Source organism: Vibrio profundi (assembly GCF_005281835.1).
GTDB classification, from domain to species: domain Bacteria; phylum Pseudomonadota; class Gammaproteobacteria; order Enterobacterales; family Vibrionaceae; genus Vibrio; species Vibrio profundi.
This window is the reverse complement of the sequence record NZ_RZIS01000001.1, coordinates 394550-419134: the sequence shown is the minus strand read 5'-3', so window position 1 is coordinate 419134 and position 24585 is coordinate 394550. Positions and strand designations below refer to the sequence as shown.

At 42.8% G+C, this 24585-nt stretch carries 26 protein-coding genes; 15 read left to right on the top strand and 11 right to left on the bottom strand.

Going from position 1 to position 24585, the window contains the following annotated elements:
- Window positions 1-59: 59 nt before the first annotated feature.
- The 4 genes from nagA (at window position 60) to asnB (ending at window position 5969) form a co-directional block, all read left to right on the top strand.
- Entirely contained in the window at window positions 60-1196 is a 1137-nt protein-coding gene (nagA, locus tag ELZ11_RS01960) for an N-acetylglucosamine-6-phosphate deacetylase (protein WP_137355689.1), read from the top strand.
- Between the two features lie 2 nt (window positions 1197-1198).
- Complete coding sequence (nagC, locus tag ELZ11_RS01955; protein WP_137355688.1) at window positions 1199-2413, top strand: DNA-binding transcriptional regulator NagC; 1215 nt, start codon at window positions 1199-1201, stop codon at window positions 2411-2413.
- Between the two features lie 81 nt (window positions 2414-2494).
- On the top strand, window positions 2495-4081 hold the full coding sequence (locus tag ELZ11_RS01950) for a cation:proton antiporter family protein (RefSeq protein ID WP_137355687.1): 1587 nt from the start codon (window positions 2495-2497) through the stop codon (window positions 4079-4081).
- A 223-nt stretch (window positions 4082-4304) separates the two neighbouring features.
- The gene (gene asnB, locus ELZ11_RS01945) at window positions 4305-5969 is read left to right on the top strand and encodes an asparagine synthase B (RefSeq protein WP_137355686.1); all 1665 of its coding nucleotides are present in this window, start codon (window positions 4305-4307) and stop codon (window positions 5967-5969) included.
- A 42-nt stretch (window positions 5970-6011) separates the two neighbouring features.
- Here the strand turns inward: asnB and rfaH are convergent, their stop codons facing one another.
- The gene (rfaH, locus tag ELZ11_RS01940) at window positions 6012-6518 is read right to left on the bottom strand and encodes a transcription/translation regulatory transformer protein RfaH (protein WP_137355685.1); all 507 of its coding nucleotides are present in this window, start codon (window positions 6516-6518) and stop codon (window positions 6012-6014) included.
- Between the two features lie 327 nt (window positions 6519-6845).
- On the opposite strand from rfaH, the gene ELZ11_RS01935 reads away from it, so the two are divergent.
- Window positions 6846-8243: a peptide MFS transporter gene (locus ELZ11_RS01935; protein WP_137355684.1), complete on the top strand. Its 1398-nt coding sequence runs from the start codon at window positions 6846-6848 to the stop codon at window positions 8241-8243.
- Between the two features lie 87 nt (window positions 8244-8330).
- Here ELZ11_RS01935 and hemH read toward each other — a convergent pair whose 3' ends face one another.
- From hemH to htpG, 3 genes are all read right to left on the bottom strand, one after another.
- A complete protein-coding gene (hemH, locus tag ELZ11_RS01930) occupies window positions 8331-9293 on the bottom strand; it encodes a ferrochelatase (protein WP_137355683.1) in 963 nt (320 codons plus the stop codon).
- A gap of 123 nt (window positions 9294-9416) precedes the next feature.
- Window positions 9417-10061, bottom strand: a complete 645-nt coding sequence (gene adk, locus ELZ11_RS01925) for an adenylate kinase (RefSeq protein WP_137355682.1) — start codon at window positions 10059-10061, stop codon at window positions 9417-9419.
- Between the two features lie 360 nt (window positions 10062-10421).
- Window positions 10422-12326: a molecular chaperone HtpG gene (gene htpG / locus ELZ11_RS01920; protein ID WP_137355681.1), complete on the bottom strand. Its 1905-nt coding sequence runs from the start codon at window positions 12324-12326 to the stop codon at window positions 10422-10424.
- 260 nt (window positions 12327-12586) lie between these two features.
- Here htpG and ELZ11_RS01915 point away from each other — a divergent pair, with 260 nt between their 5' ends.
- The 4 genes from ELZ11_RS01915 to ELZ11_RS01900 are packed head-to-tail and all read left to right on the top strand — an operon-like array spanning window position 12587 to window position 15092.
- Entirely contained in the window at window positions 12587-13483 is an 897-nt protein-coding gene (locus ELZ11_RS01915) for a winged helix-turn-helix domain-containing protein (RefSeq protein WP_137355680.1), read from the top strand.
- Window position 13484: 1 nt separating this feature from the next.
- The gene (locus ELZ11_RS01910) at window positions 13485-14000 is read left to right on the top strand and encodes a regulatory protein ToxS (RefSeq protein ID WP_137355679.1); all 516 of its coding nucleotides are present in this window, start codon (window positions 13485-13487) and stop codon (window positions 13998-14000) included.
- Between the two features lie 49 nt (window positions 14001-14049).
- A complete protein-coding gene (locus ELZ11_RS01905; RefSeq protein ID WP_137355678.1) occupies window positions 14050-14805 on the top strand; it encodes a sulfite exporter TauE/SafE family protein in 756 nt (251 codons plus the stop codon).
- A gap of 11 nt (window positions 14806-14816) precedes the next feature.
- Window positions 14817-15092 carry an Rdx family protein gene (locus ELZ11_RS01900; protein WP_137355677.1) on the top strand — a complete coding sequence of 92 codons (276 nt, stop codon included), beginning with the start codon at window positions 14817-14819 and terminating at the stop codon, window positions 15090-15092.
- Window positions 15093-15129: 37 nt separating this feature from the next.
- On the opposite strand, the gene yfcE is transcribed toward ELZ11_RS01900, so the two are convergent.
- From yfcE to ELZ11_RS01875, 5 genes are all read right to left on the bottom strand, one after another.
- Window positions 15130-15675, bottom strand: coding sequence for a phosphodiesterase (gene yfcE / locus ELZ11_RS01895; RefSeq protein ID WP_137355676.1), 546 nt, complete (start codon window positions 15673-15675; stop codon window positions 15130-15132).
- A gap of 65 nt (window positions 15676-15740) precedes the next feature.
- Window positions 15741-16148 (bottom strand): CBS domain-containing protein, encoded by a 408-nt coding sequence (locus ELZ11_RS01890; protein WP_137355675.1) that lies wholly within the window; start codon window positions 16146-16148, stop codon window positions 15741-15743.
- A complete protein-coding gene (locus ELZ11_RS01885) occupies window positions 16145-16495 on the bottom strand; it encodes a P-II family nitrogen regulator (protein ID WP_137355674.1) in 351 nt (116 codons plus the stop codon). The genes ELZ11_RS01890 and ELZ11_RS01885 overlap by 4 nt, the downstream gene beginning before the upstream one ends.
- Window positions 16485-17279, bottom strand: coding sequence for a DUF1538 domain-containing protein (locus ELZ11_RS01880; RefSeq protein WP_137355673.1), 795 nt, complete (start codon window positions 17277-17279; stop codon window positions 16485-16487). The genes ELZ11_RS01885 and ELZ11_RS01880 overlap by 11 nt, the downstream gene beginning before the upstream one ends.
- Entirely contained in the window at window positions 17276-18010 is a 735-nt protein-coding gene (locus tag ELZ11_RS01875; RefSeq protein WP_137356243.1) for a DUF1538 domain-containing protein, read from the bottom strand. Before ELZ11_RS01875 ends, ELZ11_RS01880 begins: the two co-directional genes overlap by 4 nt.
- Window positions 18011-18270: 260 nt before the next feature.
- Between ELZ11_RS01875 and ELZ11_RS01870 the strand changes: the two genes are divergently transcribed.
- The 6 genes from ELZ11_RS01870 to ELZ11_RS01840 all read left to right on the top strand — a co-directional run bounded on the left by ELZ11_RS01870 (window position 18271) and on the right by ELZ11_RS01840 (window position 23257).
- Window positions 18271-19185 (top strand): TIGR01777 family oxidoreductase, encoded by a 915-nt coding sequence (locus ELZ11_RS01870; protein ID WP_137355672.1) that lies wholly within the window; start codon window positions 18271-18273, stop codon window positions 19183-19185.
- Window positions 19186-19231: 46 nt separating this feature from the next.
- Window positions 19232-20059, top strand: coding sequence for an SDR family oxidoreductase (locus ELZ11_RS01865; RefSeq protein ID WP_137355671.1), 828 nt, complete (start codon window positions 19232-19234; stop codon window positions 20057-20059).
- 310 nt (window positions 20060-20369) lie between these two features.
- A complete protein-coding gene (locus ELZ11_RS01855; protein WP_137355670.1) occupies window positions 20370-21224 on the top strand; it encodes a thioredoxin family protein in 855 nt (284 codons plus the stop codon).
- 152 nt (window positions 21225-21376) lie between these two features.
- On the top strand, window positions 21377-22306 hold the full coding sequence (locus tag ELZ11_RS01850; RefSeq protein WP_137355669.1) for an SPFH domain-containing protein: 930 nt from the start codon (window positions 21377-21379) through the stop codon (window positions 22304-22306).
- A gap of 2 nt (window positions 22307-22308) precedes the next feature.
- A complete protein-coding gene (locus ELZ11_RS01845) occupies window positions 22309-22761 on the top strand; it encodes an NfeD family protein (RefSeq protein ID WP_137355668.1) in 453 nt (150 codons plus the stop codon).
- Between the two features lie 316 nt (window positions 22762-23077).
- Entirely contained in the window at window positions 23078-23257 is a 180-nt protein-coding gene (locus tag ELZ11_RS01840) for a hypothetical protein (protein WP_137355667.1), read from the top strand.
- Between the two features lie 28 nt (window positions 23258-23285).
- On the opposite strand, the gene cueR is transcribed toward ELZ11_RS01840, so the two are convergent.
- Together cueR and ELZ11_RS01830 are read right to left on the bottom strand one after the other, a co-directional pair.
- On the bottom strand, window positions 23286-23678 hold the full coding sequence (gene cueR / locus ELZ11_RS01835; RefSeq protein WP_137355666.1) for a Cu(I)-responsive transcriptional regulator: 393 nt from the start codon (window positions 23676-23678) through the stop codon (window positions 23286-23288).
- A gap of 76 nt (window positions 23679-23754) precedes the next feature.
- Window positions 23755-24564, bottom strand: coding sequence for a hypothetical protein (locus ELZ11_RS01830; protein ID WP_137355665.1), 810 nt, complete (start codon window positions 24562-24564; stop codon window positions 23755-23757).
- Window positions 24565-24585: the final 21 nt, after the last annotated feature.

Genomic DNA, 24585 nt, shown 5'->3' with positions numbered 1-24585 from the left:
TATTCGGAATAGGCAACTGAATGAATTTAAAGATCTCACGAAATAAGGATTAGCTGACTATGTACGCGCTAAGTAATTGTAAAATCTACACTGGTAGTGACGTTTTAACAGGACACGCTGTTATTATCGAAAATGACCTGATTAAAAAGGTTTGCCCTGTTGCTGAACTACCAGAGGGTCTGGAAGTTCGTGATCTTGATGGCGCTAATCTAAGCCCTGGTTTTATTGACCTACAACTTAACGGTTGTGGTGGCGTAATGCTAAACGACGAAATCACAGCAGATACAATGCAGATCATGCATGAAGCAAACCTAAAATCAGGCTGTACTAGCTTCTTGCCTACCCTTATTACGTCATCAGATGAAGATATGCGCGCAGTAATCACTGCTGCTCGCGAATACCACAATAAATACCAAAATCAATCATTGGGACTACACCTTGAAGGTCCATACCTGAACGTTGCGAAGAAAGGCATCCATAGCGTCGATCATATTCGTAAGTCTGACAGCGAAATGATTGAGCTAATCTGTGAGAACAGCGATCTTGTTGCAAAAGTAACATTGGCTCCAGAGCTAAACGATCCAGAACACATCGAACGTTTACACAAAGCTGGCGTGGTGGTTTCTATCGGCCATACCAACGCAACTTACGCTGAAGCACGCCAAGGGTTTGAATCTGGTATTACATTCGCAACACACTTATTCAACGCAATGACTCCTATGGTTGGCCGCGAACCAGGTGTAGTTGGCGCTATCTACGATACTCCGGAAGTATACGCTGGCATCATCGCCGACGGCTTCCACGTCGACTACGCAAACATCAGAATCGCTCACAAAATTAAGGGCGAAAAGCTTGTATTAGTGACCGATGCCACAGCTCCTGCAGGTGCTGACATGGAATACTTTATTTTTGTCGGTAAGAAAGTATATTACCGAGATGGTAAGTGTGTTGATGAAAATGGCACACTTGGCGGCTCAGCACTAACTATGATTGAAGCAGTACAAAACACTGTTGAGCACGCTGGTATCGCTTTGGACGAAGCTCTACGCATGGCTACTCTTTACCCTGCGACATCAATTGGTGTGGAAAACAAACTAGGCCGAATTAAGAAAGGTATGGTTGCAAACCTCGCTGTATTTGATCGTGACTTTAATGTTCAAGCGACTGTTGTTAACGGACAATACGAGCAAAATTAATAATGAATGGCGGACAAATAGGTAACGTAGATTTAGTTAAACAACTAAATAGTGCAGCTGTATATCGACTGATCGATCAACAAGGACCGATTTCTCGAATACAGGTTGCGGATGTGAGCCAACTCGCTCCAGCAAGTGTTACAAAAATTACCCGCCAACTTCTAGAGCGCGGCCTGATTAAAGAGGTCGCGCAACAAGCGTCTACTGGCGGTAGGCGTGCAATATCTCTCACTACAGAAGTCGAGCCTTTTCACTCTATTGCAGTACGGTTAGGGCGAGACTACGTTCAGTTCAGCCTTTACAATTTAGGCGGCAAAGAACTTGCGTTCGCCCACAAAGAATTGCTCTACACCAATCAATCAGACCTTACGCGTGGCTTGATTGACCACCTCAAAGCGTTTGTTGAGCAAAACCAACCTTCTATCGATCAACTGATTGCTATCGGTATCACTTTACCTGGCCTTGTTAACCCAACGACTGGCGTTGTTGAGTATATGCCAAATACCGATATTGATAACCTGGCACTTAGCGACATCATACGTGATACGTTCAATGTAGCTTGTTTTGTTGGCAACGATGTACGAGGCATGGCTCTGGCTGAACACTACTTCGGCGCAAGCAAAGATTGCCAAGATTCAATTCTTGTCAGTGTTCACCGTGGTACAGGGGCGGGGATAATCGTAAACGGCCAAGTGTTCTTAGGGCACAATCGTAATGTTGGTGAGATTGGTCATATTCAAATCGACCCACTAGGCGAGCAATGCCAGTGTGGCAATTTTGGTTGCCTCGAAACAGTCGCAGCCAACCCAGCGATTATTGAGCGAGTCAAAAAACTCATTAAACAAGGTTATGAGTCGTCATTAACCGAATTAGACACAATCACGATTAACGACGTTTGTGACCACGCAATCAACGGTGACGAACTAGCGAAACAAAGCCTAGTCCGAGTAGGTAACCAACTTGGCAAAGCGATAGCGATGACAATCAACTTGTTTAACCCGCAAAAAGTCATTATAGCAGGTGACATCACAAGCGCTCAAGATATCGTATTCCCCGCTATTAGACGAAACGTTGAAAATCAGTCGTTAACAACTTTTCATAGTGGCTTGCCTATTGTAGCATCTCAGATCGACAAACATCCTACTATGGGTGCTTTTGCAATGATTAAGCGCGCAATGCTTAATGGTGTATTACTGCAGAAACTCCTCGAAGACTAACGTCAATTTCAGAACGAGTGACGGGCCGTGTTTGTATGAACACGGCCCGTTTTTTACAGCTAGGGATTCAATAAAAAATCTATGGAACTCATACTAATATCTACAGCATTTATCGCTGGATTTATCGCGCTTAAATGTAATCTCCCCCCTCTCGTCGGCTTCCTTCTCGCCGGTTTTGGACTTTATGCCGCAGGCTTCGAGTCCAACGACACCATAGTCACGTTAGCTGACTTAGGCGTAACATTACTGTTATTCACTATCGGCCTGAAGCTTGATATTAAAACCCTGCTCTCGAAAGAAATTTGGGCTGGTGCAACTATCCACAATTTGATGTCGACCGTCTTTTTTGGATTGGCACTATTTGGGTTCAAAATTCTTGGCGTATCTTCTTTAGCCGCGATGTCCACCGAGCAAATCATACTTCTCGGCTTTGCTCTATCTTTCTCTAGTACAGTATTTGCGGTCAAGTCCCTCCAAGAGAAAGGGGAAATGAATGCAACGTACGGAACGCTAGCGATTGGCATTTTGGTCATGCAAGATATCTTCGCCGTAATCTTCTTAACTGCTTCAACTGGAAAGTTACCGGAATGGTACGCTATTGTACTCTTTGCCTTACCTTTGCTTCGCCCTGCCTTCTATAAAGTGCTCGATTGGGTTGGCCATGGTGAGATGTTAGTCTTATTCGGCATATTTTTTGCGCTTGTTGTAGGCGCAGGACTGTTTGAACTCGTTGGGGTTAAAGCAGATTTAGGTGCGTTAATCTTAGGTATGCTACTCGCTGGACACAGAAAAGCGTCTGAACTCTCAAAATCCCTATTTAATTTAAAAGAACTGTTCCTTGTTTGCTTCTTCTTAAACATCGGTTTATCCGATCAGCCAACAATCCAGGGCTTTGTTCTTGCACTTCTCTTCTTACTGTTGCTGCCTGTAAAAGGGATTTTCTACTTCTTGGTACTTAACCGTTTTAAATTTAGAGTCCGTACATCGCTATTAACCTCACTTTCACTTTTCAACTTTAGTGAATTCGGCCTGATCGTTGGTGGTTTAGCGTTAAAAATGGGCTGGATGTCCGGCGATATATTGGTTGCGCTAGCTATTGCGGTTTCCCTCTCCTTCTTAATCGCTGCACCATTGAATCGTATTGGACATAAACTTTACCAACAATCGGGCAAATGGTTAAAAGAACATGCTGCAGAAAAACTCAACCAACGCGATCAACTTATTAATCCAGGTCATGCTCAAGTACTGATCTTAGGCATGGGCCGCATTGGTACTGGAGCATACGACGAAATACGCAATCGCTACGGCAAAGTGAGTTTAGGGGTCGAAGTCCGTGAAGAAGCGGCACATACTCATCGAAACCACGGCCGCAATGTGATTAGTGGAGACGCAACTGACCCAGATTTTTGGGAGCGTATACTGGATACAGCTAACGTCAAACTTGTTCTGCTCGCTATGCCACACCACCAAGGTAACCAAACCGCCTTAGAGCAGCTGAAATCTCGTAATTACCAAGGTCAAATAGCTGCGATTGCTGAATATCAAGATCAGCTTGATATTCTTCGAGATAGTGGTGTAGACGCTGCTTTTAATATCTACAGTGAAGCGGGTAGCGGCTTTGCTCGCCATGTTTGCGATCAGCTTCAACCGCAGATCATTAAACCTTAGACCTGTTAAGCCGTTATAGAGTGCTGTTCATAGCGCTCTATAACGGTGTATTGCTCACCTTTCCATCTAAACCTTGATTTCATTCACCAAAAACAATCTTTTAATAGATAATTTCTAATCATACCCTGCATGTGTGATTTTTTTATTGATATCCAGTTGCTTTTTTTAGCCAAAGTGGCAAATTGAAGGCAGAAGATTTGGAAATTATTTAAAAGGAAGTTGTATGTGTTCTGTATTTGGCATTCTTGATATTAAAACTGATGCTGCCGCACTCCGCCCTGTTGCCCTAGAAATGTCGAAAAAGCTACGCCACCGTGGCCCTGATTGGTCTGGCATTTACGCAAGTGACAACGCAATTCTTGCGCATGAACGTTTAGCCATCGTTGGCTTAAACAGTGGTGCACAGCCACTTTACAGCCAAGACAAAAAACACATCCTGGCAGTGAACGGTGAGATATACAACCACAAAGAACTTCGCGCTCGCTATGAAGATAAGTTTGATTTTCAAACAGACTCAGATTGTGAAGTAATCTTAGCTTTATACCAAGAGCTTGGTGAGGATCTGCTCGAAGAGCTCAACGGTATCTTTGCTTTCGTTCTGTATGATGAAGAAAAAGATCAGTACTTAGTGGGTCGTGATCACATTGGTATCATCCCGCTTTATCAAGGGTACGATGAGCATGGTAACTACTATGTTGCTTCTGAAATGAAAGCGCTGGTTCCTGTATGTAAAACGGTTAGCGAGTTCCCACCGGGGTGTTTTTACGGTTCAAAAGACGCGGAGCCGCAACGTTATTATGTTCGCGACTGGAACGAATACGCCGCAGTACAAGGCAACTCAACCAGTAAAGCCGACCTTACAGAAGCATTAGAGGCTGCAGTAAAGCGCCAGCTAATGACAGATGTACCATACGGTGTGCTACTTTCTGGTGGTCTAGACTCCTCTATTACTTCAGCAGTAGCAAAGCGTTTTGCAGCAATGCGTATTGAAGATGACGAGCAATCTGAAGCCTGGTGGCCACAACTACACTCATTTGCTGTTGGCCTTGAAGGTGCTCCAGATTTGAAAGCTGCTCGTGAAGTTGCGGATCAAATCGGTACTGTTCACCACGAAATGACATACACCATTCAAGAAGGCCTTGATGCAATTCGTGATGTGATTTACCACATCGAGACTTATGATGTAACGACTATTCGTGCGTCTACGCCTATGTACTTGTTAGCTCGTAAGATCAAGGCAATGGGCATTAAAATGGTACTGTCCGGCGAAGGTGCTGACGAAATTTTTGGTGGCTACTTATATTTCCACAAAGCGCCAAATGCACAAGAGTTCCACGAAGAAACGGTTCGTAAGCTACTTGCATTGAACATGTTTGACTGTGCTCGCGCTAATAAATCATTAGCAGCGTGGGGCGTAGAAGGCCGTGTACCTTTCTTAGACAAAGAATTTATCGATGTCGCAATGCGTTTAAACCCAGAGGACAAGATGTGCGGTAACGGCAAGATGGAAAAACACATCTTACGTGAATGTTTCGAGCATTACCTTCCTGAGTCCATCGCATGGCGTCAAAAAGAGCAATTCTCAGATGGCGTAGGCTACGACTGGATTGATACGCTGAAAGCGACAGCCGAAGCGAAAGTAACAGATCAACAAATGGAGACGGCTAAGTTCCGCTTCCCTTACAACACACCTTCAACAAAAGAAGGCTATGCGTATCGTGAGATTTTTGAAGAGCTGTTCCCGCTAGAGTCTGCTGCTGAATGTGTTCCTGGGGGCCCTTCTGTCGCTTGTTCGTCAGCGAAAGCAATCGAGTGGGATGAGTCTTTCCAAAACTGTGTCGACCCATCAGGTCGAGCGGTGCAGGCGGTTCACAACGACTCGTACTAATAACATTCAAAAAAAGGCACCGTTCGGTGCCTTTTTATTATTTCACTCAACTATTTGCAAGTCTAAGTCTTTATTGTCAATACTGACTGGGACCACTTGATTAATCATCTTCACCAACATAATTGACCGAGCTTCGCCATCTTGCTCCATGTATATAGCATCGATACCCGAAAATTGGCCAGACTTGACTCGGATCATCTGCCCTTCTTCGGGTAAATACTCTTTTACTGTTTCCACTACTTCTTGCTCGACCAACTTCAATTCATAGACTAAATCACCTTGGATTTCATGAGGTAATGCGCCAAATCGAATAAAATCCACGACTCCACGGGTCGAGCGTACCGTCGTGAAACTTGGCCCATTTTCATAGTCAAAGCGTACAAACATGTAAGAAGGAAACAAAGGCTCTTCTACAACTTTGCGCTTTCCTCGAACTATCTTTTCCACTTCAATTTGTGGGTAGAAGCACTCAATATTTTGATTTTCTAAATGCAGTCTCGCGCGATTTTGCTCGCCGCGCTTACAATATAATAAATACCAACGCTTCATACTTTTCTAGCTACGTTTTTATAAAAATTCTGGCGACATTTTATCATAACCAAAAAAACTATCATTCCTTTCTATTTAACTATCAACCACCAGCATTTTAACTGTACAAAATGGCACCAACCTTATTGAATTCCAAGCCTTCATATTTGGAAAATTAGTTTGCAGCACAGAAAATACGCACCACAAGCTCATAAAAATCATTTAATTTCAAAACGTTAAGTCAAACCATTCATCACGACTATCCAACAATGCAGTTGCAGTCATTAATACCAATCGGTATACATAAGCCACTATAAAATTCTTTAATAACTAAAATTAGTAAAACTTATGCCAAACCAACACAACATCTTTGGCCACCCTAGAGGCCTATTTCTACTTTTTAGCACAGAGCTATGGGAGCGTTTCTCCTACTACGCAATGCGCGCCATTCTCGTATTATTCCTGACAGATACAACCATTAACGGTGGGCTTGGTTGGTCGACAAAAGACGCGCTCGACCTTTACGGTATTTACACTGGTTTGGTCTACATTACACCATTAATCGGTGGATGGATTGCCGATAACTACCTAGGGCAGCGCAAATCGATCCTAATTGGTGGCGTATTGATGGCATTAGGTCAATTCACACTGGCTCTGCCGACTGGCTCGATAGGTTTAGACCAAGTGAGCGCGTTATATTTAGGTTTAGCGCTGCTTATCAGCGGTAACGGAATGTTCAAACCAAACATCTCGACTATGGTTGGAGACCTATACAAAGAAGGCGACAACCGCCGTGATGGTGCGTTTACTATTTTCTACATGGGTATCAACTTAGGTGCACTTCTCGGTGGCTTAATTTCTGGTGCAGCCGTTGATTCATACGGATGGAAAGCTGGTTTCCTGGCCGCCGGCATCGGTATGGTGATTAGCTTGATCATGCAAATAACAATGGCCCAATCTTGGTTAGGTAACATTGGTTCTGTACCTGCAGCGACTCGCGCCAAAGCTCTGAACAAATCGAAAGAGAAAACGCCACTAACCAAAGAAGAGTTCGACAGACTAAAAGTCATCTTGATCATGGGTCTGTTCGTGATTGTTTTCTGGGCTGGTTTTGAACAAGCTGGCGGCCTAATGAATATCTATACTCAACAGTATACAGATCGCATGATCGGTGACTTTGAAGTTCCTGCTGCTTGGTTCCAATCTTTAAACCCATTCTTCATCATTACACTTGCACCACTCATCGCTGCATTTTGGGTGAAGCTCGGTAAGCGCGAGCCAAACTCGCCAGTAAAATTTGCGTTGGCTTTGTTCTTCTTGGCCCTAGGTTTTGTATGCATGATGGGTGCTGTAATGCAGCAAGGTGGTGACCTCACGGTTAAAACTTCTATGCTGTGGCTCGTTGGTGCGTTCTTCTTTCACACTCTAGGGGAGCTGTGCTTGTCACCTATCGGGCTGTCGCTAGTGACTAAGTTAGCACCGCTACGTTTAGCATCCTTGATGATGGGGGCATGGTTTGGCTTCAACGCCATTGCAAACTACGTAGCTGGTCTAGTGGGCTCACACGTTGGTGAACTTGGTGCTATGGCTATCTTCAGCGGTATAGCAATTACTGCAACAATCAGTGGCATACTACTGCTGCTTTGCGCGGGTAAGCTTGTATCTTGGATGCATGGTGTAGAAAGTAATTTAACGCTAGAGTCTGACCCAAAAGAAGACGGTACTGCGGAAACATCTATTGTTTAACACCGAACTCAATTGATCTCAAAACAACGAGTTCAAAAAGGGCTGCTCAATGAGCAGCCCTTTTGACAGTTGTCTAATTTCGCGCCATTAGCGGTAATGCGCCACCAATTGAGCCATCATATCGATGTGCGAATCTCTGTCGTTAAGGCACATGATATAGCTAAAATCTGTACCACCAGCGTCGATGAATGTTTCCTTGCACTGGTCAGATATCTCTTCAAGCGTTTCCAAACAATCTACCGAAAATGCAGGCGCCATGATATCAAGCTTTTTAACACCTTTGCTCGGTAAAGCTTCCAAGGTCTCATCAGTATAAGGTTTTAACCATTCTTCACGACCAAAGCGAGATTGATAAGTCATCCCTATTTCATTGCTAGATAACCCTAATTCTTGAGCTAACAATTCAGTCGTTTTTTGGCAATGTAACGGGTAGATATCTCCCTGATCAGCTAAACGTTTCGGAATACCATGATAAGAACATAACAAGTAGTCGCCTTTGCCATGTTCTTGCCATTGCTCTCTTACACTTTCAGCCAATGCTTTAATGTACAAAGGGTGCTGATAGTAATCATTAATAAATCGATAGCTAGGCACGACAGGCATAGTTTTGAACGCTTTAGTCAAACCATCAGACACCGCTGCAGTCGTCGTCCCTGAATATTGTGGATATAAAGGTAACACTATGATGTCTTCAACACCTTGGTCTAGTAACGCCTGAACTCCCGACTTAAGACTAGGATTACCATAAGTCATTCCTAGCTCCACAGGCATATCCAACGCTGTTTTAAGTTTACGTACTTGAGCTTTAGAGTACACGAGCAAAGGTGAACCTTCGTCCATCCACACTGATTGATAGAGTTTTGCAACCTTAGGTGATCTCACTGGTAAAATTGCGCCTTTTAGAAGCGGATACCAGATTAAGCGATTTAAGCTCACCACACGTTTATCAAGTAAGAATTCACTTAAAAAGCGTTTTACAGCAGGAGCGGTTGCTTCATCAGGTGTGCCTAAGTTAACCAGCAGCACACCTTGTTTCTTTTTGTTTTCCATACGAACCTAAAACAATCAGTAGCGAATACGTCTATCGACAATATTGAAGAAATACAGAGATAAAAAAAGCGACCTTTAAGGCCGCTTCCAATATATCAAATTATAAATCGGCCTGTTAGCCAATTATGCTAGTGCTTTCTCAAGTTCTGCACTAACTTCAGCAACTTGCTTAGTACCATCGAACTTCAGGTACTTAGTGTTACCCGCTTCCGCTTCGTTACCGTAGTAAGAAATTAACGGCGCAGTTTGCTCATGGTATACACCTAAACGAGCGCGAACTGTCTCTTCTTTGTCGTCATCACGAACTACTAGTTCTTCACCAGTTACGTCATCTTTGCCTTCTTCTTTAGGCGGGTTAAATACAACGTGGTAAGTACGACCAGAAGGAAGGTGAGCACGACGACCAGCCATACGCTCAACAATCACGTCATCCGCTACGTCAAATTCAACAACGTAATCGACAGCGATACCCATTTCTTTTAGGCCATCAGCTTGAGGAATTGTGCGAGGGAAACCATCCAGCAAGAAACCTTTTTCACAATCATCTTGAGCGATACGCTCTTTGATTAGGCCAAGAATGATTTCATCAGAAACTAGTTGACCAGCATCGATAACTGATTTCGCTTGTTTACCAAGCTCAGTACCAGCTTTGATAGCAGCACGTAGCATGTCACCTGTAGAAATTTGAGGGATACCAAATTTACCCATGATGAAGTTAGCCTGAGTGCCTTTACCCGCGCCTGGAGCACCTAGAAGAATGATGCGCATGTTGAATCCTCTTTTGAAATTATGATTTATACCGAAGCTCACTATTTAGCTCAAAACTTAACATTTATTCGCTAACACACTGACTGTAAAACAGCATAATGCACCACACGGTAAGTTTCGGTATAACGTTTAAAATTAATACTGAGCGAAACAATTACGCATGTTCGCGTAATCTTTGCCGTATTTAGGTCGGGCATTCTACCACATTAATATTCAATATGGCTGAATTTAAGACTAAAGAATATGATTGATATCCTGTCTTACAATCCCATTTTCTAATTATTTACAAATGACGCACATTCGCGTCATTTACAACAAAAAAGCTCGCAGAAGCGAGCTTTTATCTACATATTTTTTCTATTAGCCCTTAGTCAAAAGGTTATTTATAGCACCTAAGAATTGCGAAGGATCTTCCATCGAGCCTTTCTCAGCAAGCATCGCTTGGCCTAATAGCACTTCAACCCAGCGGCCGAAGGCTTCTTCATCAGCTTCATCTGCCATTTGCTTAACTAATGCGTGCTCAGGATTGATTTCGAAAATGTATTTCACTTCAGGCGCAGCTTGGCCAGCCGCTTCAAGAAGCTTAGCCATCTGTGTACCCATTTCGAAGTCGTCCGTTACCACAACCGCTGGCGTAGTCGCTAGTTTGAATGTAGTACGCACTTCTTTTACTCGGTCACCAAGGTAAGCTTGAGTGCGCTCTACCACTGACTTAAATTCTTCTTCAGTTTCTTTCTGCTTTTCTTTCTCTTCTTCACCTTCAAACTTGCTTAAATCTAAGCCTGCTTTACTGATCGATTGGAATTGCTTACCGTCGAATTCATTCAAGTAGTTCATCAAGAACTCATCAATACGATCGTACATAAGCACAACTTCGATACCTTTTGCTTTGAATTGCTCAAGGTGCGGGCTGTTCTTCGCAGCAGCGTAGCTATCTGCTGTTAAGTAGTAGATCTTATCTTGGCCTTCTTTCATACGCTCAACGTAAGACGCTAGGCTGATGGTTTGATCAGCAGAGTCCACTTCCGTAGATGCAAAACGAAGTAGACCAGCGATCTTCTCTTTGTTTGCCATGTCTTCTGCTGGGCCTTCTTTCATTACAAGGCCAAACTCGTTCCAAAACGCTTGGTACTTTTCTTCATCATTTTTTGATAAACGCTCAAGCATAGTCAATACACGCTTAGTACATGCGCCACGTAAAGACTGAGTCACTTTGTTATCTTGAAGAATTTCACGCGATACGTTTAGCGGCAGATCGTTCGAATCAATTAAGCCACGAACAAAACGCATGTAAGAAGGCATGAATTGCTCAGCATCGTCCATGATAAATACGCGCTGCACGTACAGCTTTAGGCCGCTCTTATGATCGCGGTTCATCATATCCCAAGGTGCTTTTGCAGGGATGTACAACAAACTCGTGTAATCGTTTTTACCTTCAACCTTGTTGTGGCTCCATGTTAATGGATCCGCAAAGTCATGCGACACGTGCTTATAGAACTCTTGGTACTCTTCTTTTTCGATATCCGATTTATTGCGAGTCCAAAGTGCTTGAGCTTTGTTGATTTGCTCCCACTTTTTCTCATCGGTTTCTTTGCCTTCTTCGTCTTTAACAGCAGTTAAAATTGAAACAGGAATGCCGATATGATCAGAGTATTTCCCGATCACTTCACGTAAACGGTACTCATTAAGGAACTCTTTACCTTCTTCACGCATATGAAGAACGATATCAGTACCACGAGATTCTTTCGTAATATCTTCAATCGTGTACTCACCTTCACCCGCAGAATGCCATTGAACAGCTTGATCAGATGAAGAGCCTGCTGCACGAGTACGTACAGTTACGGCATCTGCTACGATGAATGCTGAGTAAAAACCAACACCAAACTGACCAATCAATTGTGAGTCTTTAGATTGATCTTCAGAAAGCTTAGAGAAAAAGTCAGCTGTACCTGATTTTGCAATCGTACCTAAGTGTTCAATAACGTCTTCACGGCTCATACCGATACCATTATCGGAAATGGTTAGCGTGTTCGCTTCTGCGTTAAACGACAACTTCACACCTAAATCTGCATCACCTTGGTATAAGTCTGCATTTGATAGCGCTTGGAAACGTAGTTTATCTGCCGCATCCGACGCGTTTGAAATCAGCTCACGTAAGAAGATCTCTTTGTTTGAATATAGTGAATGAATCATCAGATGAAGTAGTTGTTTTACTTCAGATTGAAAGCCACGAGTTTCTTTATTGTGCGTTGCTGTCTCGCTCATTTTTACTCCAAAACATCTATACTGTTAAACACTTGAGGGAAAGCCCTACAAATAGTTGGTCTTGATATGTTCATTAACATGAGGATGACAATTGTAAATTCAAGGTCAAAAATCATAAAAACACTGTTTTTTTGATTTGTTTTGATTATGCTAAGGCTTCAAATTATAAAAGAACATAAAACAGCCTTAAGTGAAGTGTAATTTAGTCGTCATTTTCACAGGTATATCGAATTAGAACCATTTCAATATAGAAGAATTCAATGAGCAATATAGGCACCAAGTTTATCCTAGCGCAAAGGTTTGTCTTTGACCCGAATAGCAATTCACTGATTGATCAAACTAATGACAGTGAAATCGTTCGCCTTGGGAGTAATGAAAGTCGTATTTTGTTAATGCTTTCAGAGAGACCAAACGAAGTCATCACCCGAAATGAACTTCATGAATACGTTTGGCGTGATCAAGGCTTTGAAGTAGACGACTCAAGCCTAACTCAAGCCGTTTCTACATTACGTAAAATGCTAAAGGATTCGACTAAGTCTCCAGAATTTGTCAAAACCGTACCAAAACGTGGTTACCAATTTATTGCCAGTGTGGAACGTTCAGCCCCACTTTCTTCGAATGATCAAACTCAAGTGGCTGTAGAAACGTCAGAACCTTTCGAGTCAGTCGATGATGTTCAGCCAACTTCAGAGCAAGAGCCAACGGTTGAAGTAACACAATCTGAATCTACCGAGCCTGAGGCGACTAAACCTTCTGTAACCGCTCAAACTGAAACGTCAGATCTAAAAACGAATAAATGGACGCCACGTCTGGTGATCTTGGCAGCGTTACTGCTTCCACTGTTAGTGCTTGCATTTACTAACCCTGCAGAATCGAAGTTCAGAACCTTATCTGAAGTAGACGGCGTGCAGATTCTTTCTCCGGTGAGCCACCCAAGCCTGGACTCTTGGCTTAATTCTATTGAGACATGTGTTGCTCAGTACAACGAAGATCACCCGAACGAGCGTAAACCGGACCAAGTTATCGCTACTGGTGGCCAAAACAACCAAGTAGTATTGAATTACATTCATAATCAAGAACACGCTAGCGAAAATGTCACGCTACGAATCTTTACTGAACAATCGGATCTCAGCTCAATTTGTAAGGGTGATAACTAATATGAAACTTAAAGCTTCAATCGCCATCCTTGTTGCTTCTGCCTTTTTTAGCTCATGGCTATACTGGGGCAGCGACGCTAAAGTTGAGCAATTACTGACGTCTCAGGAATGGCAATCTAAGATGGTGACTCTCATCACCAACCATCGTCAAGAAGAAGCGATTGGTCCCCTGAGTAAAGTTGAGCTTACGGTAAATGCTAAATATCTACCGAATGGTACCTATATTCGTATGTCAGTAGTTCGCTTGTTCAGTAACGAAGCGAACAGCCAGAACATAATCAACATTTCTGAAACTGGCCAGTGGGACATTAACGATAACTATCTGTTGATCTCACCAACTGAGTTCAAAGACGTAACATCAACGCAAAGCAAAGACTTTACTCAAGAGCAGCTAAATCTGATCACACAAGTCATTAAGATGGATGCTGAGCAAAGCCGCCGTATTGATATCGTTAACCCTAAGACGCTACTTCTGACTAGCTTAAATCACGGCTCTACAGTACTCTTTTCTAACTAATTCTTTCTGTTAGGTATTTAGGGGGCATGACGCCCCCTAGTTGTATTATATGGATATTATCGATTCGCTAACCCTATTTATTGGCTCCCTCATCGCCAATACTCTCGCCTCATTATCAGGCGGTGGTGCAGGTCTACTTCAGTTTCCTTTACTCATCTTTTTAGGGCTCCCCTTTTCTATAGCATTAGCAACTCACAAGGTTGCAAGCGTTGCACTCGGCTTGGGCGCTGCGTACACCCATATAAAGCAAGGCCAGTTAAGCGTTAAAGCCTGCATATATTTGATTTTCACCGGAAGCATTGGTGTTGTAATTGGTGCAAATATCGTTTTAATGATTCCTGATGAAGTCGCTCAAAAGCTTCTCGGGGCAATGATCCTACTGCTCGGCATTTACTCACGATTCAAAAAGCAATTAGGGCAACAAGAAGATCCCATCAATCGAACTACATTAGGTTGGATTATCGGTGGCATAGGTCTCGCCATCATCGGTATTATTAACGGTTCATTGACCGCTGGTTCAGGCCTTTTAGTTACTTTGTTTCTAGTTAGATGGTTTGGCTACAGCTACAAACAAGCCGTAGCCTTGACCATGATTTGCGTTGGCTTATTCTGGAATGGTATTGGTGGTATCGCCATTGTTCAAGCAGGCGCGCCAGTCCATTGGCTATGGTTGCCTATCTTATTACTCAGTTCCTTCATTGGGGGCAGTTTGGGGGCTATGCTGGCTAACCGTTCAAGTAATAAAGTAATCAAGATCGCATTTGAGTTACTAACCTTTGCGGTTGGAATCAAATTATTAATCTAATAAGGGAAACCATGAAAGCTACCATCGAAATTTACTACTGCCGTCAATGCAATTGGATGTTAAGGGCGAGTTGGTTATGCCAAGAACTTCTTCATACCTTCAGTGAGGAAATTGAAAGCGTCAATTTGCACCCAGATACAGGTGGCCATTTCGAAATTACCTGCAATGGCGTACAAATTTGGGAACGTAAAAAGGATGGCGGATTCCCTGAAGCAAAAGAACTCAAAAAACGTGTCCGAGATGTAATTGCTCCAGAAAAAGATTTAGGCCATGTTGATTCCAAATAGCTCACTCAACAAGTCGCATTGACGAGTGAAACTAAAGTTATAAATCACCAGATACAATAACATCACCGCCTAAGCTGATAACACTAAATGTGCCGTCTTCAAACACCCCGTAGCTAGCAGCGTGTTCATTACGCGGGAATGTAATGGAACCCGGGTTAAAAATAAATTGCTGCTGTTGATATTCCGCAACAGGGATATGTGTGTGCCCATGTGCGATGGCGTCACCAACTTTTAGCGATGGTCTTTTGGATGCATTGAATAAGTGCCCATGCGTAAGAAATAAACGACGACCAGAATCGAGCAATACCCATGCATAATCCATCATCATTGGGAATGACAACAGCATTTGATCGACTTCACTATCACAATTCCCACGCACCGCGATAATTTGATCTGCGTACTGATTTAACAACTCGGCGACGGCTGGAGGGTTATAACCTTCCGGAACCGGGTTTCTAGGGCCATGATTGAGAATATCACCCAATATAATTAAATGCTGAGCTCCAGATTGTTTGTACAACTCCAGTACAGTTTCCGTTGCTGGTAATGAGCCATGTAAATCAGAGGCGAAAAATAGTTTCAATGCGTACTTCTCCATAAAATTATCATGGCTATTGTACTGAAACCTTGCTAGTTCGTCATCAACACTCAGCTTTCCTCTTTAGCCATACCGTTTATCACAATATTGTTATAACTCACCATACCAATGACCTTCCCACTTTCGATTACCGGAGCACGACTGATCCCAAATCGCTCAAACAGGCGAGCGCAGTATTTAACGTTCATTTCAGGATCAACGGACAAGGCTGGCTTTGTCATGATCTCATAGATGTTGGTGCGTTTAGATGAACGGTTTTGAGCGAGTACTTTTTTGGCAATATCATTCATGAGTACGATGCCATACTCATCGTCGTCATGACGTTTATTCACTATTAGTGCTTTGACTTGCTGTTGCCTGGCCAACTCGATTCCTTCATGTACCGTCTTCAACCCGTCAATCATCACATAACTGTTGGCCATTACGTCTCGCACTCTCACTTTCTCTCGATTGCTCATATCTCATCCTCTACAACCTTGGTTAAGGTTTCCACTTGATGTGCGACTCCGACTGCATCTTCAACGTCTATCTGCACCGCGATACCTTGTCCAGACTCTTGGTCAAATTCGCCAACCTCACTGATCGTTTCTAAAATGTGCCGCGACAGGTGCTCTTCGACAACAAACAGCAGAACGTCTTTTTGAACTTCAAGCGTTAAGCCAAAAAAAGTTCGCTTCTTATTTAGGCCTTGACCGCGAGCATTATTAATCACGGTGGCCCCTGTTGCGCCCGCATTTCGAGCGGCATCCAATACAACATCTGTTTTGCTGTCTTCAACAAATGCCAAGATAAGTTTAAAGCGCATCCTTATTCTCCTTAGCGGTGCATATGTCGTTTAATCGCTGTGTGATTTGTGCATAAGCCATGACAGAAATGATGGGAAATAAGCTCGCAAAGGCAATCAAGCCAAAGCCATCAATGACAGGGTTTCTTCCCGGTACCGTTGAAGCCAGCCCTAATCCCAAAGCAGTAACGAGAGGTACTGTCACTGTCGATGTGGTCACGCCGCCAGAATCATAAGCCAGCGGCACTATTAGCTTAGGTGCAAAGAAGGTTTGAATCACTACCACGATATATCCAGCAATAATGTAGTAATGAATGGGGTCTCCAGCGACAATACGATAACTACCTAAAGAAATACCTATCGCCACACCGAGCGCAACAGCAATTCGCAATCCATTCACACGAATACTGCCACCAGACACCTGATTCGCTTTGATCGCAACCGCTATCAATGAAGGTTCAGCAATAGTGGTACTAAAACCAATACAAAATGCGAACAAATACACCCAGTAATAATCGATGCGTGTAAGCGCTACTCCTTCACTAACTTTAAATTCACTTAAAAAATCCGGAGCAGTGAGTTGCTCAGCCATCGTTTCACCTAAAGGAAACAGGGCCATTTCTAATCCAAGCAGAAATAGCGACAAACCCACAATAACGTAGAAAAATCCAAGTAAAACCGTCGCCAAGTTAGTCACCGGTTTGCGAAGCACAGCCACTTGGAATCCAAATATAATGGCTGCTATGGGAATAACATCGCTGACTGTACTAAGAAAAGTACCAGTGAATTGGCTTAGACTAATCATGTCACCACCATCCCATACACCATTACAAACATCATGGGCAGTAAAGAAGCGAACGCAATCAAACCAAAGCCGTCAACCATAGGATTTCGTCCTTTGATGGCAGACGCTAAGCCAACGCCAAGCGCGGTAACGAGCGGGACTGTAATCGTAGAAGTCGTGACACCGCCCGAATCGTAAGCAATACCTATAATATTCTCTGGTGCAAAACCCGTTAAAATCACGACACCGATGTAGCCGCCAATTATCATGTATTGGATTGGCCAACCTTTTAAAATTCGCAAAACACCTAGCAAAATGGCAACGCCCACTGAAAGTGCAACCGTTAACCTTAGACCATCCGCGTAGTCTTCCATTTCCGCAATACTATGCGGGATAACTCCCCCTTCCGCAGCCACTTCTGCTGCTTCTGCAGCTACCGCAGTGAGGGCTGGCTCGGCAATGGTAGTGCCAAAACCTAAGCAAAAAGAGAAAATCAACAACCATACGACGCTCCCTTTTCGAGCAAATGCTTGAGCCATGGACTCACCAATGGGAAACAATCCCATTTCTAATCCAAAGATAAAGAAAGTTAGGCCTAACACCACCAGCACTAAGCCAAATAAGATAGACAATAAATTAGGAAGAGGCTCTTGAAGTACGGCTAATTGGAAAAAAGCGATCACAGCGACAATGGGCAATAAGTCTCTTAAACTACCGAGCATAGCCTTGAACAATGCAAGTAATGCGGACACTCCATTCTTATTCGTCATTGAGCTCCTTATGCTGAAAATATTGTTAGTGACTATACTCAAATAATGACAAATAGATTTTGATGGTGATGTGACCAAAGCTAAGCACTTTGTAACATATGGTGTACTTTTAGCAAAAGTGTGACGAAACTAGACTCACAGCAAAGAATTACTATTTTGAGTCATATAGCTGAGACAATTACTTTTTATAATTCCCTCAATCGGTTAACCATGACTATAATGAAATCACTTGGGGGGAAAGTATGAAGATATTACTGACAGGTGGCACTGGTTTCATTGGTTCAGAGCTAATCAAAACATTCAAAACATCGCATGTAACTTTACTTACTCGTTCCCCTAGCAAAGCAAAAAAAACACTCGCGCACGCTGATCACGGCAACATCAACTACATCCAAACGCTCGATGACCTAAAAGATCTAAATCACTTTGATGCGGTTATTAATCTTGCTGGCGAACCTATTGCCGACAAGCGTTGGTCGACTCATCAAAAAGAGAAAATTTGTCACAGCCGCTGGAAAATTACTGAAAAACTCGTGGCACTTATCCACGCCAGCACTATTCCCCCTGAAGTGTTCATCAGTGGTTCAGCCGTAGGCTATTACGGCGATCAGCAAGAACACCCATTTGACGAAAGCCTTCAGGTTTATCATATGAGCTTCCCACACCAAGTGTGTTCTCATTGGGAACAGATTGCCAATAGAGCCAAATCAGATCGCACTAGAGTCATCTTATTAAGAACCGGCATCGTACTTGGCAACCATGGTGGTGCGATGCAAAAAATGTTACTCCCCTATAAGCTAGGCTTAGGCGGCCCAATAGGTTCAGGGAAGCAATATATGCCTTGGATACACATACTTGACATGGTTAGGGCGATTTCCTACTTACTAAAAACACCTCACGCTCATGGAGAGTTTAATCTGTGTGCCCCTCATCCCGTACCGAACAAACTATTCAGCAAATCACTGGCGAAGGCACTTCGTCGTCCTCATTTATTATTTACTCCAAAATGGATGATTAAGCTACTAATGGGTGAAGCCTCTTGCTTAATTTTCGATAGCATTCGTTCTAAACCCAAAAAGCTGACCGAGCTTGGGTTCATCTTTAGTTATTCCCGAATCGAACCTGCGTTAAAAAACCTCTTACAACACAAGAACTAATTGATTAACCTAGTAGCACCCTCTGAATTTTAATTGTAATTCTCATATGACACAGTCCATTCTTATTACTGGTTGTTCCACAGGCATCGGTTACACGTGCGCTCATGCGCTTAATAAACAAGGTTTCAAAGTCATTGCATCTTGCCGTTCCCAAGATGACGTGAAGCGTTTAGAGTCTGAAGGGTTAACCTGCATTCACCTTGACCTCACCGACACAGATAGCATCAATAATGGGGTTGAAAAAGCCATTCAACTTGCTGGAGGGAAATTGTCAGCGGTATTCAATAACGGTGCATACGGGCAACCAGGAGCGCTGGAAGATCTACCAACCGACGCACTGAGAGAACAATTTGAAAGTAATTTTTTTGGATGGCACCAATTAATTCGTCAAGTCATGCCGCACTTTCGTGCTCAAGGCGAAGGTAGGATCATACAAAACAGCTCAGTACTTGGCTTTGCTGCGATGAAATATCGAGGCGCATACAACGCATCTAAATTTGCGCTGGAAGGGTGGACAGACACAATCCGACTAGAGCTCCACAATACCAACATTCACATCTCACTGATCGAGCCAGGTCCAATAGAGACTCAGTTTCGAGCGAACGCCTTGACCGCTTTCCAAAAATGGATAAATGTCACTAATAGCCCGCATAAAGAACAATATGAGCTGCAAATGCAACGCCTTGGCAAAGACTCGTCGAATAATAGCTTCGTCCTCCCCCCTGAAAGTTGCATTAGCCCACTCGTTCACGCACTGACAGCGCCTAAGCCTAAGTTGCGCTATCGAGTAACCACGCCAACCAAAGTATTTGCTGTATTGAAAAGATTACTACCGGGTAGAATATTAGATTCAATATTGCGAAAAGCGGCATAAAATTTTCTGCAACAATGTAATTTATTCGTAACATTAAGATGTCATTATTCAGAGCATAGATACTGCTCTTTCGAATAATTTGAGCCCTAAAGGTGAGATAATTGACATTAAATCGAATAAATTGGGTCAGTGTGGGTGTTGTATTAACTTTGTTTCTACTGTTTTGAATTCCTCCAGTGACTGTAAACCAAACCACGAAATACAACGCTATGCATCTTTTGATTCATAGCGTTTTTGTTTATAGGGCTTGAAGTTATAGCCTAATCCCCCCATATTTCTTCTATATCCAATGAATTAGAAAGGAATTTCAATGCAGTCCCCATACATTGTTGAGCTAACAGAACAAAATTTCCGTCAAGTCTTAGAAGGCTCGATGCAAACACCCGTTCTTATTCATTTCTGGGCACCCATGAGCCAAGAAAGTGCTCAAGTAATTCCTGAGCTACAAAACTTAGCGCAGCAATATAATGGAACGTTTACACTAGCGCTATTAAACTGCGAGCAAGAACAAGCCATCGCCAGCCAGTTCGGTGTTCAGGCATTACCGACGATAGCACTGTTTGTAAACGGTCAGCCTGTTGATGGCCTTGGTGGACCACAAACCATCGATGCAATCACCGAAATGCTCGGAAAACACCTGCCTAGCCAAGATGAACTTGCACTGCAAAAGGCGCTAGAGCAAATGCAAGCTAGCGAGCACTTACAAGCGCTAACCGCAATGCAACAACTTCCTGAAGTACTAACGTCAAAAGGCGAAGTAAAACTCGCAATTGCCGAGTGTTTACTTGAGACTCAACAATTTGAGCTTGCCGAAAATCAGTTACAAACAATTCCTCTAGAATACCAAGATAATTACTACAAAACGTTAATAGCCAAATTGGAACTGCATAAACAAGCAGCCGATAGCCCGGAAATTCAAGCGTTAGAGGCAGCATTTAAAAACGCACCTAGCGATGTACAGATTGCCGCAGATTTAGGTCTTCAATATCACCAAGTTAACCGTTCTGAAGAAGCTCTAGAGTTACTGTGGTCATTTGTCTCTAAAGACTTAAACGCACTCGATGGAGAACTTAAAAAGTCCTTTATGGATATTTTAAGTGCTCTAGGCCAAGGTAACCCAGTGGCAGCAAAATACCGACGCCAACTGTATTCTCTGCTTTACTAACTCACCATCACTTAAGGCCGAATGTTCGGCCTTTTTTGTCCCCAACTCAAATTACGAAACACATATCTCATTTATAAACTTGCCGATTAACATCAAATAAGCCAGTATAAAATCAATTACATATCAATCACTTCCCACTGTAAGGATGTTCTATGGCTATTGATGTACTTATTACAATTGGCGGGTTTATTCTCGTCGCTGTTATTTTTATTTTTGCTGGTGTTAAAACGGTCCCTCAAGGCCATAACTGGACGGTAGAACGTTTTGGTCGCTACACGCTCACGTTAAAACCAGGACTCAATCTGATCATTCCGTTTATCGATGGGATTGGGCAAAAAATCAGTATGATGGAGCGAGTATTAGATATACCGGCCCAAGAAGTTATCTCAAAAGATAATGCTAACGTGGTGATCGATGCAGTGTGTTTTGTACAAGTCATCGATGCTCCGAAAGCAGCGTACGAAGTTAATGACCTAGAACATGCGATTCGTAATCTTACACTCACTAACATACGTACTGTACTTGGCTCAATGGAACTGGACGAAATGCTTAGCCAGCGCGATATGATCAATACCAAGCTGCTGACAATCGTGGATGAAGCAACCAACCCATGGGGTGTGAAAGTTACACGTATCGAAATAAAAGACGTTCAGCCGCCCGCTGATCTCACCGCAGCCATGAATGCTCAAATGAAAGCTGAACGTAATAAGCGTGCTGACATACTCGAAGCTGAAGGGGTAAGACAGGCTGAAATACTAAAAGCCGAAGGCCATAAACAATCCGAGATACTAAAAGCTGAAGGTGAAAAACAGGCCGCAATTTTACAAGCTGAAGCTCGTGAACGGGCTGCGGAAGCAGAAGCGAAAGCAACTGAAATGGTATCAACAGCGATCGCTCAAGGTGACATGCAGGCTGTTAACTACTTCATCGCTCAGGGCTATACCGACGCTCTGAAATCTATTGGCCAAGCCGATAACGGTAAAGTCATCATGCTTCCTTTAGAAGCAACTGGCCTAATGGGCTCCATTGCAGGTGTTGCTGAAATGTTTAATACTTCTAAAAGTTCAAACAACAAGGACTAACTATGGTTGAACTTCTCGAACAAGTGAACATTTGGCATTGGTTCGCTTTTGGCTTACTACTTCTGGCAACTGAGTTACTAGGAACCGCTGGCTATTTTTTATGGCTAGGGATTTCAGCGATATTGGTCGGAATCGTACTATCGATTGTCCCTATCGGATGGCAAATGCAGTGGATATCTTTCGGCAGTTTTTCACTCATCACTACATGGCTATGGTGGAGAAGACAGCTTGCTTCCGACTCTCAGTCTGACGACTCCCGAGAGCTCAACCAACGCCAAAAACAATTAGTTGGTCAAACGCTATTCTTAACCGAAAGTGTCGGTCCGGGACATTGTCGAATTAAGCTTGGTGACACCACTTGGTCAGCGCGAAGTGCCACACAACTGGAGTCCGGAACTGAAGTGAAAATAGTAAAAGTGGACGGGATTGTACTATTTATCGAACCTAACACTTAATAATCAATCTTCCTTTCATTACTAGCTGAATTTAACCATTTAATTCAGCTAGTTAATAACCCGCCATAAATATTTGGTGAAAATTTAGCTGCCAAAATAAGAGTGATCCAACCCATTAAACATTCTTAGATTTCCATAACTCACTCTCACTTTAGATCAATTCAAAGACTTAGCTCACCATTCGTATCCACAATATGAACTTAATGTTTATTAGAAAATTTGATTTATTATACAAAAAGTTGATGATGCCTATTTTTTGTCCATACTGATACTGTCGAGATATAAAGATCATTTGAAATTATCGAGTGAGGATATTATGAGAAATCTTACTTTAGCGATTACATGTATTTTAGGTTTATTCATTGGCAGCGTGTCAGCCCAAACTCAATCTGAAGGAAACGGAAATATGGGGCCAATTGTGACGTGCTCTTATAATGGAGTGGTAGAACAAATGCCGCTGCTTATTTGTAAACACTCCAACGGGGATGTACTTTAGCAATATCGCTGTCAGGTCGTAGCCTTTACTAACTGCGGCCTGATAGCTGTTCGATGATTGGACAATTATTGTTTTCATCTCCGGGGCAGTCTCTTACCCAACTCTCCAATTGGCTCTTCATCTGTTCTAACTCCAAAAGCTTGATTTCTATTTCAGCCAATTTTAACTTTGCCTTACTTTTCACATCAGCACTTGCTCGCTGAGGATTTTCTGCAAGCTGGACTAGAGATTTGCACTCTTCTAAAGTAAAACCAACGCTCTTCGCACGCGCAATAAAATGAAGTTGTTCTATATGATGTGCGGAATAGTCTCTATACCCATTTCCGAGTCGCAGGGGTGGGCTAATAATCCCCTTATCTTCATAGAGTCGAATGGACTTAGCAGTAATACCTGTCTCTTTTGCTACTTCGCCAATATTCACGTGTTTCCCTCAAAAGTGCAAAAAGCCGCAGTGTTGTTATACAACACTGCGGCTAGAAAATATAACGCTTTAAAGATTACTCTTGCTCAAGTAACCATATAATGGTTTCTGACTTCTCTTTACTGTCTAATTTTTCAAACCAGTAAGAAACCATTTCTATTTCTTTAGATCCCGTAAGTGATTGAGGAGACGGGTTCTTTCTATTTTGGAATGCCCAATCTGTAATCGAAGCCTTCTCTTTTTCAGAAGACTGTTCAAACCAATAGCTCACCATGTCTTGCGCTTGAGAGCGATCCACTGGTTGTTGAGGCTCAGCAACCACAACCGTACTTGCCGTTTTTAGCTCGCCAGAACCAAGTAATGGAGTCGCTTCATGTTTCACTGCATCAAAATAAGCCTTTGGTACGCCAAATTCAATTTGCTGACGTTTAGTATCTGAGGTTAAGACGAAAACAGCCTGATTTTCTGATAATTGTTCAACCTGAGCATTACTAAATGGAAACTTGAAGGACTGGGTGATTGTGCAGTGCTCAGTACAACTCTCAGCCAATGGACGGTAAGTATCAAGTTTGATCTCTTGCCCGTTATAACTAATTGATTCAAATTTTCCGTAGTTTTTAAAGAATGTTGCATCCATTGTTATATAAGAAGAAGCAACTGTTTTTTCTGATTTCGGGTAAATACCCACAAAAGATAAAGAAGATTTAACTAGATCTTGGCCGACTCTAGCTTTTGCTTCCGGAGCATAAGACTTAGCTTCAATTTGTACATATGAGCTGCGCTCCTTAACACTCTTTGCTACATCATCAAACTGGCTAGAAGAATCTAAAGTAGTACAGCCTGATGCAACAAGCACTGAAGAAAATAACATCGCGATTTTATACATATTAACTTCCTTATCTATATT

Bases quoted from the DNA above. Each gene is read 5' to 3' on its own strand.
- ELZ11_RS01915 (WP_137355680.1), top strand. From the start codon at position 12,587: ATGAGCAATATAGGCACCAAGTTTATCCTAGCGCAAAGGTTTGTCTTT.
- ELZ11_RS01870 (WP_137355672.1), top strand. From the start codon at position 18,271: ATGAAGATATTACTGACAGGTGGCACTGGTTTCATTGGTTCAGAGCTA.
- ELZ11_RS01905 (WP_137355678.1), top strand. From the start codon at position 14,050: ATGGATATTATCGATTCGCTAACCCTATTTATTGGCTCCCTCATCGCC.
- ELZ11_RS01885 (WP_137355674.1), bottom strand. From the start codon at position 16,495: ATGCGCTTTAAACTTATCTTGGCATTTGTTGAAGACAGCAAAACAGAT.
- ELZ11_RS01935 (WP_137355684.1), top strand. From the start codon at position 6,846: ATGCCAAACCAACACAACATCTTTGGCCACCCTAGAGGCCTATTTCTA.
- ELZ11_RS01845 (WP_137355668.1), top strand. From the start codon at position 22,309: ATGGTTGAACTTCTCGAACAAGTGAACATTTGGCATTGGTTCGCTTTT.
- rfaH (WP_137355685.1), bottom strand. From the start codon at position 6,518: ATGAAGCGTTGGTATTTATTATATTGTAAGCGCGGCGAGCAAAATCGC.
- ELZ11_RS01880 (WP_137355673.1), bottom strand. From the start codon at position 17,279: ATGATTAGTCTAAGCCAATTCACTGGTACTTTTCTTAGTACAGTCAGC.
- ELZ11_RS01900 (WP_137355677.1), top strand. From the start codon at position 14,817: ATGAAAGCTACCATCGAAATTTACTACTGCCGTCAATGCAATTGGATG.
- ELZ11_RS01840 (WP_137355667.1), top strand. From the start codon at position 23,078: ATGAGAAATCTTACTTTAGCGATTACATGTATTTTAGGTTTATTCATT.
- ELZ11_RS01830 (WP_137355665.1), bottom strand. From the start codon at position 24,564: ATGTATAAAATCGCGATGTTATTTTCTTCAGTGCTTGTTGCATCAGGC.
- ELZ11_RS01850 (WP_137355669.1), top strand. From the start codon at position 21,377: ATGGCTATTGATGTACTTATTACAATTGGCGGGTTTATTCTCGTCGCT.
- ELZ11_RS01890 (WP_137355675.1), bottom strand. From the start codon at position 16,148: ATGAGCAATCGAGAGAAAGTGAGAGTGCGAGACGTAATGGCCAACAGT.
- asnB (WP_137355686.1), top strand. From the start codon at position 4,305: ATGTGTTCTGTATTTGGCATTCTTGATATTAAAACTGATGCTGCCGCA.
- htpG (WP_137355681.1), bottom strand. From the start codon at position 12,326: ATGAGCGAGACAGCAACGCACAATAAAGAAACTCGTGGCTTTCAATCT.
- ELZ11_RS01910 (WP_137355679.1), top strand. From the start codon at position 13,485: ATGAAACTTAAAGCTTCAATCGCCATCCTTGTTGCTTCTGCCTTTTTT.
- ELZ11_RS01855 (WP_137355670.1), top strand. From the start codon at position 20,370: ATGCAGTCCCCATACATTGTTGAGCTAACAGAACAAAATTTCCGTCAA.
- adk (WP_137355682.1), bottom strand. From the start codon at position 10,061: ATGCGCATCATTCTTCTAGGTGCTCCAGGCGCGGGTAAAGGCACTCAG.
- nagC (WP_137355688.1), top strand. From the start codon at position 1,199: ATGAATGGCGGACAAATAGGTAACGTAGATTTAGTTAAACAACTAAAT.
- nagA (WP_137355689.1), top strand. From the start codon at position 60: ATGTACGCGCTAAGTAATTGTAAAATCTACACTGGTAGTGACGTTTTA.
- ELZ11_RS01865 (WP_137355671.1), top strand. From the start codon at position 19,232: ATGACACAGTCCATTCTTATTACTGGTTGTTCCACAGGCATCGGTTAC.
- hemH (WP_137355683.1), bottom strand. From the start codon at position 9,293: ATGGAAAACAAAAAGAAACAAGGTGTGCTGCTGGTTAACTTAGGCACA.
- ELZ11_RS01950 (WP_137355687.1), top strand. From the start codon at position 2,495: ATGGAACTCATACTAATATCTACAGCATTTATCGCTGGATTTATCGCG.